This window comes from Streptococcus sp. HMSC064D12 (assembly GCF_001837205.1).
GTDB classification, from domain to species: Bacteria; Bacillota; Bacilli; order Lactobacillales; family Streptococcaceae; genus Streptococcus; species Streptococcus salivarius_D.
In genome coordinates this window covers 216,547-228,339 of sequence record NZ_KV831751.1, presented here as the reverse complement: position 1 = coordinate 228,339, position 11,793 = coordinate 216,547, and the positions used below count along the sequence as shown (strand labels likewise).

The window sequence follows — 11,793 nt, the reverse complement described above, 5'->3', positions numbered from 1 at the left end:
CCAAGAAGCGCAACCACAGCCAACTTTCGCTGGTACCCAAGAAGCGCAACCACAGCCGACTTTTGCGAGTGCACAAGACGCACAAGCGCAAGCTCCTTTTGCCAATGCTCAGGCAGCACAACCTCAACCAACCTTTGCGGGCGCTCAAACTGCTCCAGTACAAGGAGTACCAAATCAAGCGGCGCAACCACAAGCTGGTTTTGCCAATGCTCAAGCTGGTCAACAAGCAGCTTTTGCTAACGGTCAACCTCTTCAACCAGGTCAAAACGTCCAATTTATCAACGGTCAAGCTGTAGTTGTTCCAGCACAACCATCAGCATTTGGGACAACTTTCAAAAACTACTGGACATGGTTGCTTAATGCATGGCGTCGTCCAGCAGACATGACAGATTATGGTAAACACAATGGTTGGCTTAACTATATCTTCTTGTCACTCTTCACTGGACTTGCCTTCTTTGCAATCTTGAGCGCTATGGCACGTAAAGTGGTTAGCGCAGTTGTATCAACAACAAACGCATTGGCTAGCATTTTTGGTTCTTATGGAACAGATAGTTACTCATCTTCAATTTCAAGCCATACATCTAGCATTGGTTTTGGAGCTTTCTTCGCAAGTATTCTAGCTGCCTTCCTCTTCATCTTTGCCTTTATCTTGGCAGGGTTTGTGACACGTAAGGCTATCTTCCGTGATCCTGAGACTACTTTCTTGAATAGCTTTGACCGTTTTGGTCGCTTGACATCATTGGCCTTGCCGATCTTGCTCGTAACAATCTTGTTCGGAGCTATTGGACTTGTTGGCTTCCCACTTTTCTTGTTCTATGTTGTTTACTTCTTATTTGCACTTGCAAACCTCTTTACAATTGTTCCTGTAACAACAGCGTGGAAGGCTGATAAGTTCTATCAAATGATCTTGGCAGCACTTTTGAATGGTGTAATTTTGTCAATCTTGTTTGCAATCGTATTTACTATTATGTCATCATTTATGGTGGGGCTTCTATTCTAATATAAGTAAACCTCTAGCATTTTTTGAAAAAGTAAGTTTATAGGAGTCTTTATGGCAACAAAAGAAAAGTGGATTGATTTATTTGAAAAGGCAGTTGGTCGTCCGCCCCATGCTTTGGAGATTGAAGAAGGCCAGAAAGCAGACTTTGACTTAAAGGCTATTAAAGGCATTGCGGCAATGGGCTTGGACAAAGAAGCCACTCCTTCTGAATCAACAGAAGAAGTTGATGAGTATGACGTTGCCGAGGAAGTGTTTGAAGATGTACCGCTGAGTGACGAAGAGGAAACGACTCCTTTAGAAACTGAGGAGCTTGCACCAGTATCTCAAGCTAATCAAGGTCAAGCTGAAGAAAATTCAGAGGCTGCTTCTAAAGAAGCACAAGCTATCTGGATGAAGGCTTTTAAAACCTATGTTGGACGTCAGCCTCTTCCTGAGGAATTCCTACTTGGTAAGTCTTCAGGTTATGATGTATCAACTATCCATCAGTTTATCTCAGATGGTAAGGCTGCGAAACCAGCCAAGCCAGCTATGGCTAAAGGGAAGAAAATCCTGATTATTGCTGGTGTTGTTGCAGCAGTCTTGGCGCTTGTTGGTTACAGCTTTGGTTCTTACTACTACTCACGTGGCCAAGTAGCAGAGCGTTATGAAGCAGCAGCTAAGAAGAGCTTTAAAGATAGCTTGGAATACCAAGTATGGTCTGATACTAAAAAGGAAATTAAAACATCCGAAGTCAAGTACACAGACACTAAAAGTACACAAGCCTATAGCAAGAGCCAACTCATGTCTGGCGAACGTATGCAGAAGGTTGGACGTCAGTTCCTTATTTTTCCTAAGTGGCGAGTCGTGGTAGATCCTGGGACGGTTGATTTGACCGTTAATACAGCTGATTTGAATGTGACTATTAACGGGGTTTCTTACGCGACTACAGATGGTAATAACTACACGGCTAAATTGAATCATCTCTATCCAGGGACCTACAATTTTGTGGCTTCTGGTAAGGTCAATGATCAAGATATCACTGTCTCATCTGAGGAGAATGTGACCTCTAAAACAGAAGTCAATCTTTCAGTAGAGTATCTCAGCTTTACTGTTAAGTCTAATCTTAAGGATGGAGACCTCTATGTTGGTGGTACCAAGATTGGAACCCTTAATTCAGGGAAACTAGATGTTAACAAGGTAGCAGTAGCTGGTTCATCAGCCGTTTATGTTAAGAAGAATTTCGAAGATGGTAGCTCTATCAAGACAGAGACATTGTCTATTAAGAAAATCTCCGAAGGTCAAACGGTTACTCTAGATGCTGATGGAGTTCTTGATCGTGATACGGCAGATCGTCTCTTGACTGCTGCCTACGGTAAATTTGGTAGCTACGCTTCTAATCACAACACGACACCAGATGGTGTATCCGACATATTCCTTAATGGTACTGATGATACCATGTACAAGGATGTAACGGCTGATATTGATAAAAATACTACAGGTGCTAAAAACCGTGCCGCTGATAGTATTTCTTTCTCAGACGTTGACGTCACAGAAGTCGTTCAGACTGGTGAGAAAACCTTCAAGGTGACCTTCACAGCCGTTTATGATTTCTATTATGGCTATGATTCGAAATTCAAGTCATCAGGAGATATCAAAGATAAAATCTCTTGGTCTTGTAATGTGGAATATGTTGGTGACGATGGTGACTCTAGCAGTAGCGGTTCTAACTACAGCGACTACCGTATCAATGGTAAGGCTGGCGAATCGCAAAATGTGAGCCGTGAAAATACTGTGAAATAACAGTTGCTTGCTCAGTTCGTTAGCATTGAACGGATTACAAGTAGGAGGGAAGACCTCCACACTAAAAAATGGAGAACTTGGCAATTGCCAGGTTCTTTTGTTTGTCTGTTTTTACCTCTTAGGGGCTAAACCGTACCACTTACCTAAAAGGCCTTGTTTTGTGTAAAGCACTTGTTATAATGGAACCATCAAAAGGACAGGAAAGGAGTCTTATGAAAGTTAGAATCGAATTAGACCCATCCATGGATGAGCCTGAAATCTTGATTCGAGCTCCTCGGTTAACACAGGAATTAGCCCAGCTCCAAGAGTCTATTCTAAAGCAAAAGTTAGTTCCTTTAGCCTTTTACAAGGATCGCAGCGAATATTTTCTGGATTTGGCAGATATTCTCTTTTTTGAAACAGACGGGGAGAAAATTTATGGTCATACTAAGGATGAGGCCTATGAGGTAAAGCAAAAACTCTACGAATTGGAAGAATTGCTTCCGATTGCTTTTTGTCGGATTTCCAAATCGACGATTGTTAATGCTAAGCAGATTTATTCTTTGGAGAAGTCTTTTTCAGGGACCAGTACGGTGAATTTCTATCAGACCCACAAGCAGGTCCATGTATCAAGACGCTACTATCAAGTTTTAAAAGAACGACTAAACGAAATGAGGTAAGATAATGAGAAAGAAATTAATTGGGATCCTCTTGATCCTTTTGGCAGCTTTGGTAATTGTACAAGACTACTTTATAAAATGGGAAATTAGTATTTGGATGTTGGCCTGGGTGGTCTTACTGGCTATCTTATCCCTTTCTAGTCTTTTGAAGCGACATTTTGGTCTTGGTTTCGCCTATGGTATTGTGGCTCTTTTCTCACTCAATGGACAGTTCCATTTTCTTCCAGTATCTAATTCGGTCGTTATCCTTTCTTCCATTCTTGCAGTTATTGGCTTGAACATTCTCTTCAATTCTTCGAGTAAAACAAAGAATCGTTTTGGCTTGGGTGCTACTGGCTCAGACGCTAATAATGGAGGAAATGATATTGATGTTACTTTTTCAGCAGTGACCAAATATCTCAATGACCAGCAATTTACGCATGGGAGTGCAGATGTTAGTCTAGGACAGGCTTCCGTCTATTTTGATAATTGCCGTATTGAGGGGCCATCTGCCCAGTTTGATGTGGACGTCTCTCTTGGAAGTCTTAGTCTCTATGTGCCCAGTGATTGGCGAGTACATGTGAATGTGGATAATTCTCTCTCAGCTGTACAGCATGAGGAAAATCCTAGTAACCTGACTAGCAAGGACTTCTACATCAAAGGCGATGTTTCCTTGGGTAATTTAGAAATTATCTATGTTGGTGAGAGTTCGATTGATTAAGTTAGGAGAGAAGTTGCTCTAAACATGACAATGAGGAAGATCATATCCTCTGTATTTATAAGTTCATCCAATCTATCAGATTGATTGACACTCAAGGGAGTGGGACAAGGAACAATTTGTAAAAAGTTGTTCGGTCCTACCCCCTTTTTTCCTGTTTTATAGTCTCTTTATTTGTGATACTATAGTATAGTGAAAAAACTAGACTGGAATAACTTTACTCTTTTGGAGTTTTATGTGACAGCGATGAATGGAGACAATCTAAGCAGATGCCCGCTTGGAGCGAGAGTCAAGTAAACTCAAAATGAGGCTAGAAGGGAAATTGTTATGAGAAAAAAAGCGATTGGTATTGATTTAGGAACAACGAATTCCGTTATGGCTGTTGTTCGTGAAGATGTGCCAGAGATTATTCCGATGGGGACGAATGACGATCAGGTCTTACGTTCAGCGGTTTATTTCTCAAATATTAGTGGCCAAAACCATGTATCTTTTGGTAAGGAAGCCATTGAGCGTGGGACAGAAATCGGAAGTACAGAAAACTTTAAATTTGACTTTAAACGTGATATTGGGCGTCCAATTGCTAGTGATACCCCAGACCACACACGTGTCAATTCTATTATTCTTTCGGCCTTGGTTTTGAACGAATTTCGTAAACGTGCCTATGTCGTTGGTCAGGAGATGGGTCAGGCAGATGGTATCAAGGATGCTGTTATCACAGTGCCCGCCTATTTTACGTCAGATCAACGTGCGGCAACTAAGAATGCTGGTCGTATTGCAGGATTTAATGTTTTGCGTATTATCAATGAGCCTACAGCTGCGGCCATTGCCTATGCCCACACTAAAAATGCCCAAGGAAATGTCTTGGTCTTTGACCTAGGTGGAGGAACTTTTGACGTTACCATCATGCGCGTGGCTGACCATGCCTATGATATTTTGGCAACTGACGGGAATTCACGCCTTGGTGGGATTGACTTTGATAAGCGTCTTGTGGGCTACATCATGCAGGAGTTGGAAAAACAAGGAGTCAATATGACTAACCTTTCCGAGAAGGAGAAAATTCAACTTCAATATAAGGCTGAGCAGATTAAGACTAGTCTATCTGTGAATGACCAAGCTCTCTATGAGCACTATGTCAATGGTCAAGGTTACGGTGTCTTGATTACTCAAGCGATTTTCAATGAAATTACCTTGGACCTTCTCAAAGATACTGAAATCAAGGTGCAGTCTACCCTTCAAGCATCTGGCTTGAAATGGGAAGAGATCGACCATATTCTCCTTGTGGGTGGGTCAACACGTATGCCAATGATTCGTCAGATGATTCGTTTGATGAGTGGTTTGGAACCTAAGTTTGACCTTAATCCAGACACTATCGTGGCACAGGGAGCTTCTATTTTGGCTGACCTTATCGTCAATAATGAGGTTAGCTTCTCTGAACACCAGGATGGTAAGACAACTGAGACAGATAGAGTGGTTGTCAAGGATGTGACCTCTCAGGGAATCGGTCTGCTCTTCAAGAAAAATCCAAACAAGAATTACAGTTTTGTGGGTGACTACTATAATAGTGTCGTGGTTCCACGTAACTCAGTCTTGCCTTTGGCTGTTACCAAGGATCTCTTTGCGGTCGTGGATGGACAGAGCAAGTTTAAACTTCGTATCACAGAAGGAAATTACGAAAATCCATTTGCTGTGAAGATTTTGGGACAAGTGGAAGGGCAAGTGCCACAACCTCGTCAGAAAGGCGAGCTCTTGGCACAAGTCACCTATGCCTTTGACTCAGAACAAATTGTTACCGTGACAGTATCGGATCCTCGAAGTAATACTGTTGTGGCACGCTTTTCAGTCAATGCACAAGTCAACCAAACCCAAGAAGTGGTTAAGGAAGATTTGTCAGAACTTCAAGCTATTTTTGCTAAATTCATCTCATGATAGACTACTACAAAGCAATTGATACAGAGACAGGACAGGAAGTGACCTATTTAAGAGAGGTCAGTAACCGCATCTCTCCAGAGATGTCGACTCAAGATTGTTTCGTGGCTCTTTCCTTTTTACGTGAGGAGCTGGAGGAGCTCTGGACAAATGGTACCTTGGATAAAGAAGGGGAGCGTTTGCGCAGTGAGCTCTACACGATTCGCTCAATCTTTTTCTCAGACCATGAGAAGTTACAATACGACCGAAAACTCAGACAGGCTCAGAGAAAGGCATTGGAAGCTGAAAAGGGGACGACCACTGATACTAGCAATGTAACAGGTAAAAAGGAAATCCCTTTTGAACCTGTTGCGGTGACTCAGACTAAAGAGTCATCTCTTAAAAATTACCTCTTTGCGGCCTTCGCCTTTGTGATTCTACTAAGCTTGATTCTCTTTTTCAATATCAATGTCATCGTTCTTATTATCGGAGCCATTCTAATTGTGGCTTTGATGTTACTTATGTCTTAGGAGATATTAATGGAAACCAATCAATTAACATTTGAACATATCTGTTTCAAATATAAGGGAAATGATAACCAGCTCTTTACAGATTTGGATGTTACTATGGAGACTGGCCAAGTTGTCGGTATCTTGGGTGCTTCTGGTTCAGGGAAAACAACGTTAACAGAGATTCTCCTAGGCCAGCTTAAACCGACTTGCCAACAATTTCGTATTTTAGAAAATGGCAAACCTGTGACTGCGGGTTCACGCTCTTGGTCCTATGTACCTCAACAAAATCTCCTACGTGAGTACCTCAAGGTATCTGAGACCTTTGATTTTTATGCGGACCACCATCTGAAAGGGAGTGGTAAGCTGACGAAAAAGCATCGCATTGCAGGCATCATGGATGATTTAGGCTTGACGGAATTTGCTAATAAGAAGATCTCAGAGCTTTCTGGTGGGCAAAAACGCCGTGTCTCTATTGGTATTGAGCTTCTTAGCCCTAGTCCCTACTTTATTCTTGATGAGCCATCTTCAGGTTTGGATGCCCTTAGTGATCGTAATCTCTTACGTACCTTGAAAATCTTGGCTAAATCAGCTAACAAGTCTATTGTGGTTATTACTCACAATACAGAAAATTTGGCTATTTTTGACAAGATCATCTTCTTGTCTAAGGGACGTCCGACATTTGCAGGAACCTATGAAGAGTTGCTTTTGGAATACAAGACTAGCGATCCTTATATGATTCGTAAATATATGGATATGAATATCGCAGATGTCTACCAAGAGCTCAATGCTTCAACACGTATTTACAAGATTTAGGGAGATTTATGAACGCAGCATTACGATTAAGTTGGTATAAATTTAAACACCACTACATGGATTTTGTGAAGGTTCTTCTGGGCATTGTCGCTTTCGAAGGCTTAATCCTCTATATCCAAGACAAGGGATTTTTGAAAGATTTCGAAACAACTCGAATGACCCTCTTTCTCTTGCTTTTCTCAACCAGTCTCTTGATTGTGGTTCAAAACAGTATTTATATTTCTAAGGAACGCTCGGTCCTCAACCGTGACTTTTTCTCAGGTTTGAGTCGTTCAGCCTTCGCCTTGGCTAGTATGGGGATTCACGCCTTCTTTGCTGTTTTGGAAACCATTGTCTTTATCCTATCTTACTCTGTCTTTAGTAAGTTCTTTGACAAGGAATTTCCAGACGCTGGTCATATTTTTGGTTCCTACCGTTGGGAAGTTGGGATTACAGTGCTCCTGGTTTTCTTGGCGTCGCATTTTATTGCCCTCTTTATCTCAGCCTTGGTTGGCAAATCTGAGATTACCTCTGTTATCCTAGCAGTTGTTGTGGGTATCATGCAGTTTTCATTGTCGGGAACTATCCTGTCTTTGCCAAAAGCCATTGATTGGGTACAAAAATTTGTCTATCTAGGTTATGGCCACAAGCTTTTTGGGATTTCTAGTGACTTGTCAGACTTGCCATCTAGTTTGGCTAAGTACCATGTTCCTGTCCCTAAGAGCCAGTTGGAGGCTTTTCAAGGTTCTACAGGCGAATTCTGGGGACAATGGTGGGCCTTGGTGCTTCATTGCCTCGTTTATGCCCTACTCTTTTTCGTCACACTTCAGAAGAAGGAGAAATAAATGCAACAATATGATGAATGGCTGATTGACTTCCAAGTTCAGCATGGTCGCAAGCCAAGTGATAAGGAAGTCGCAGAAGCTGCTAAGACTGGTTTTGCTCTTTCTAGTGGCTTGAGCAGACAGAAAAATTCTAAATTCAGACAAGTTTTGTCTAAGGTTGGTTTGGGTGATCTCAAGTTTAGCTGGTTTTTAGTTTTGGAAATTTTGCTCTTGATTTGTATTGCTCTCTTTGGCTATGTTGTTGGCTATCTATTTATCTAGGAGGACCTCATGAAACAGTTTAAACATAAAAAGTTTATCGGTTTAGCCTTGATTGTCTTTTTGGTCTTCATGGTACTTGGAAAATACACTCAGAGCACGGCTTTTACATCGTCTTCAAGAGTTTATGCCACAACCGTTGTCGATAAGAATACCGGGAACAAGGTGCGTTTTGAAGTTCGTAAGATCAAGGGAGACAAATACGAAGTCAAAAATACGGAGACTGGGGATACCTATCAGGCTAATGCCCAAGCCGGCGAAGACCGTTCTTTGAGCTTTAAGTTGCCTGGAACTAACGGTAGCTCAGACGGTACTATCCGTATCACACCAAGTATGGTACCTGGAGGAGATGCGAAGGTTGAAATGACTGAATCAGACACCTATACTCAGGTTGAGGGAGGCTCTGAAGTCGTTGAGTCTAGCGAGGCTTCGTCTAGTTCTTCAAGTAGCCAAGTTAAAAGCATTATTAAGGATATTTTGGAATCAAGTAGTTCATCCTCAGGTAGCGATGCAAGCTCAGAATCGTCTTCTAACGATCCAAATAAGCCAAATGCAGATATCAAGACTAAGACCGATGTCAATGGTGATAAGGAAACCACTTATATTGCAGACTATTCGACTGAAGACATTAAGTCCATTACGGAAGCTTTTGGGAAATGGCTCTATCAGTCTGATTATGCCAAGGATGCTGTTTTAGTTCAAAGTAGCTTTGACAGCATCACCAAGGTCAATGATGGTAGTCCAACCTTCCTGTCATTTAAGGCACCTAAGGAAAAAGGTAGCAGCCAAACGATTACCATCCTTGCTAATCTCATCAATGCGGATGGCTATGAACATATTACTGGTGTTCCGAGTGGTATCATCAATGGCAAGGAAGTCTCAAACTATGATTTCAAGGATTATAAAAACACTGTTGATTCCTTTGCTTTAGGGATTAATGACAATAGTGGTAAGACCGCAGACTATAGTCCAACATCATCCTTCCGTCTTTATACCTTGAAGGATAAGAAACATGCTATGTATGAAGACGATGCTGCTGAACAAAAAGCCCTCTTTAAGGACTTTTCAGCTGATGATAAAACTGGTGGCAATTATAATGGTTACAACAAGCTCTATAAGGATTTGGTTGACCAAGATAAGGATTCTTACCAAATCGTTCTAGGCTCCAACGGTACCGTTTATTATGTGACGAACTACTGGAAGGGCAATTACGATAAGAAGGCTGTTCAGACCTATAAGGTAGCACCAGATGACATGCAAGAGGCTTACCAAGAGTTGCTCAAGCATTACTCTAGTGCTAGCACATCTGAAAGCTCAGAATCTTCAAGTTCTTCACAAACATCGGAGTCATCATCAAGCTCATCAGAGGCTAAAACAGAATCAAAAACGGAAACCAAGACCGAACAAACAGGCATGGATGTTAATGCTATCAAGGATAATAACTTCCAAAGCCTCGAAGGGACTTGGAAGAATGGAAATGGTAGTAGTTTGACATTTTCTAAGAATCAAGTAACTGCACCAACAGATTGTGAGGTTCAAAATGCTAATTCCAGTCTTGAAAATGGCTACCTGAGAGCGAGCCTAAGAACAGGAATGTATGGCGCAATAATCTTTTTCATCCCTAAAGGTACGACATTACCGAATGTGTCAGGAAATAATCCTGATGCTTCAGATAATACTAAAGACCGTATCCTAGTGACCCAATCAGGAAGTGCACAATCTGACGCCAAGCAATTCTACTACAAGGCTGACTAGACCTTAGGCTTAAAAGTAAGTCTCAAAAAAGTAATTTTAAAATCTAAAAGTTGAGATAAAATTGTCTCAACTTTTTATGTTACATTTGTAACTTTAATTTAATAGTGAGTCTATCTTCTATAAATAAATGGATTCTTAGAGGTATTATAGACTTTATTAGAAAATTAATTATTGTGAAAACTTACAAAAAGCTATATAATGAGTAGTGTTGTAAAAAGGGCTTCCTAGGGGATTTTTGAGGAAGTTTCTTAAATCAGATTAAAGGGAGAGGGGGAAAAGAATGACTTTTATTATTGAATCGCTATTTGCTGTTTTTAAAGATTTTCATTGGCTAGTATCTATAGACACACTCTTGATTTTCTTTGTCAATTATCTGATGTTTCATGCAGCTGGTAGGGTCAAGATTTCTTGGAGGCTACTTTTATTAGGTGGTCTTTTGTCAGTTGTTTTGACTCCCCTTCTTCCTATGGGATTCAAATTTTTACTTAATCCTCTCATATTATTTTGTTTTAGTTATTACAAACGTCCAGACTTGCCATGGATAGAGCCGGTATTTAATAGCTTTTATGCCTGGGGAACAACTAATATCATTATACGGGGCTTGTCATTAATCGTCTTTCCTTTACTTTTGGGAGCCGACTTGACTAGCCGTATTTCAGAATCTTTAACGGAGTTTATCTGTGTGGTAGTTACCTATCCTATTTACCTCTTGGTTCACCGTTTTATTGGTTATGAATATTTGCAGGTCGAGGAAAAGGAGCGCTTGCGCATACACTTCACCCCTATTGTTATTGGGGTTAGCTTTGCCTTTCTTTCATATGGGCTTTTAAATGAATTCATGCCTTACTTTGCTAGTATCTGGCCTGTGGAAGTGGTTAACAATTATGCTAAGTTGGTCGTTCTATTGGCAACAGGCGCCTTCTTTATCGTTGTTTCCTATGCCAATCAGTGGATAAAGGATGAACTTTTTCTGGAGTTGAAAGAGGAGCAGGAACGTCATTTTCAGAGCTTACAGGAATCTAGTAGGCATATCCTCCATCTTTATCAGGAGTTATACCGTGATGGAGTGCCTAAGGTAGTTGTACCTAAGAAGGCTAAGACTGTTCTGGCTACTAGTCAAGAGGGAGACAGTCAAAACCTATGTGAGGAAGAAGTTCCCTTCAGCAAGGTTATGCCAGATATTTCCAACCTGCTTTCTCAATTGCTACGTTCCGTCATTGAGAGTAAGTATATGGAGTTTCATGCTGTTGGAATTGATTTTATCATGGAGGTTCCAGACCCTATATCCCCATCCCATATTGATATAGTGGATTTATCAGCTGTCCTAACGACCTTCTTGGACAATGCCTTATTGAGAGCTCATGGTCAAGAAAATAGTTTAGTTCGTATGTCTTATTACCAAAGTGGTGAGGTTCAGGTCCTCTCTGTAGAGACAACCCTTTCGCAAGACAGCGCTGAGGCACCTCACAAGGCGTACGAGAATCATCTGTCAATCAATGAACAGCTCAAAGATATTATGGAGCGTTACCCTCAGTCTAAATTTAGCTTTAAGAATGATAAGTTCATCTATAGACAGCAATTTGAATACTAA

At 41.1% G+C, this 11,793-nt stretch carries 11 protein-coding genes; all 11 read left to right on the top strand.

The window, feature by feature from the left end; all coding sequences use genetic code 11:
* Nucleotides 1-1,000: DUF6574 domain-containing protein (locus HMPREF2697_RS07305; RefSeq protein ID WP_180364363.1), on the top strand; the 1,000-nt coding region annotated here is incomplete at its 5' end.
* A 51-nt stretch (nt 1,001-1,051) separates the two neighbouring features.
* Nucleotides 1,052-2,779 (top strand): zinc ribbon domain-containing protein, encoded by a 1,728-nt coding sequence (locus HMPREF2697_RS07300; protein WP_070850166.1) that lies wholly within the window; start codon nt 1,052-1,054, stop codon nt 2,777-2,779.
* A 212-nt stretch (nt 2,780-2,991) separates the two neighbouring features.
* Nucleotides 2,992-3,438, top strand: coding sequence for a LytTR family DNA-binding domain-containing protein (locus HMPREF2697_RS07295; RefSeq protein ID WP_004183428.1), 447 nt, complete (start codon nt 2,992-2,994; stop codon nt 3,436-3,438).
* A 4-nt stretch (nt 3,439-3,442) separates the two neighbouring features.
* A complete protein-coding gene (locus HMPREF2697_RS07290) occupies nt 3,443-4,138 on the top strand; it encodes a hypothetical protein (protein ID WP_070850164.1) in 696 nt (231 codons plus the stop codon).
* A gap of 324 nt (nt 4,139-4,462) precedes the next feature.
* Nucleotides 4,463-6,061 carry an Hsp70 family protein gene (locus HMPREF2697_RS07285; RefSeq protein WP_022495864.1) on the top strand — a complete coding sequence of 533 codons (1,599 nt, stop codon included), beginning with the start codon at nt 4,463-4,465 and terminating at the stop codon, nt 6,059-6,061.
* Entirely contained in the window at nt 6,058-6,570 is a 513-nt protein-coding gene (locus HMPREF2697_RS07280) for a hypothetical protein (RefSeq protein ID WP_070850162.1), read from the top strand. The genes HMPREF2697_RS07285 and HMPREF2697_RS07280 overlap by 4 nt, the downstream gene beginning before the upstream one ends.
* 9 nt (nt 6,571-6,579) lie before the next feature.
* On the top strand, nt 6,580-7,365 hold the full coding sequence (locus HMPREF2697_RS07275) for an ATP-binding cassette domain-containing protein (RefSeq protein ID WP_002891779.1): 786 nt from the start codon (nt 6,580-6,582) through the stop codon (nt 7,363-7,365).
* A gap of 8 nt (nt 7,366-7,373) precedes the next feature.
* Nucleotides 7,374-8,189: an ABC transporter permease gene (locus tag HMPREF2697_RS07270; RefSeq protein ID WP_014635018.1), complete on the top strand. Its 816-nt coding sequence runs from the start codon at nt 7,374-7,376 to the stop codon at nt 8,187-8,189.
* On the top strand, nt 8,190-8,450 hold the full coding sequence (locus HMPREF2697_RS07265; protein WP_002884593.1) for a hypothetical protein: 261 nt from the start codon (nt 8,190-8,192) through the stop codon (nt 8,448-8,450).
* A gap of 9 nt (nt 8,451-8,459) precedes the next feature.
* Nucleotides 8,460-10,202 carry a DUF6287 domain-containing protein gene (locus HMPREF2697_RS07260; protein ID WP_070850160.1) on the top strand — a complete coding sequence of 581 codons (1,743 nt, stop codon included), beginning with the start codon at nt 8,460-8,462 and terminating at the stop codon, nt 10,200-10,202.
* A 280-nt stretch (nt 10,203-10,482) separates the two neighbouring features.
* Nucleotides 10,483-11,793, top strand: a complete 1,311-nt coding sequence (locus HMPREF2697_RS07255; RefSeq protein ID WP_070850158.1) for an ATP-binding protein — start codon at nt 10,483-10,485, stop codon at nt 11,791-11,793.

Coding starts and splice junctions, on each gene's coding strand:
- HMPREF2697_RS07295 (WP_004183428.1), top strand. CDS start 2,992: ATGAAAGTTAGAATCGAATTAGACCCATCCATGGATGAGCCTGAAATC.
- HMPREF2697_RS07280 (WP_070850162.1), top strand. CDS start 6,058: ATGATAGACTACTACAAAGCAATTGATACAGAGACAGGACAGGAAGTG.
- HMPREF2697_RS07275 (WP_002891779.1), top strand. CDS start 6,580: ATGGAAACCAATCAATTAACATTTGAACATATCTGTTTCAAATATAAG.
- HMPREF2697_RS07255 (WP_070850158.1), top strand. CDS start 10,483: ATGACTTTTATTATTGAATCGCTATTTGCTGTTTTTAAAGATTTTCAT.
- HMPREF2697_RS07265 (WP_002884593.1), top strand. CDS start 8,190: ATGCAACAATATGATGAATGGCTGATTGACTTCCAAGTTCAGCATGGT.
- HMPREF2697_RS07260 (WP_070850160.1), top strand. CDS start 8,460: ATGAAACAGTTTAAACATAAAAAGTTTATCGGTTTAGCCTTGATTGTC.
- HMPREF2697_RS07300 (WP_070850166.1), top strand. CDS start 1,052: ATGGCAACAAAAGAAAAGTGGATTGATTTATTTGAAAAGGCAGTTGGT.
- HMPREF2697_RS07270 (WP_014635018.1), top strand. CDS start 7,374: ATGAACGCAGCATTACGATTAAGTTGGTATAAATTTAAACACCACTAC.
- HMPREF2697_RS07290 (WP_070850164.1), top strand. CDS start 3,443: ATGAGAAAGAAATTAATTGGGATCCTCTTGATCCTTTTGGCAGCTTTG.
- HMPREF2697_RS07285 (WP_022495864.1), top strand. CDS start 4,463: ATGAGAAAAAAAGCGATTGGTATTGATTTAGGAACAACGAATTCCGTT.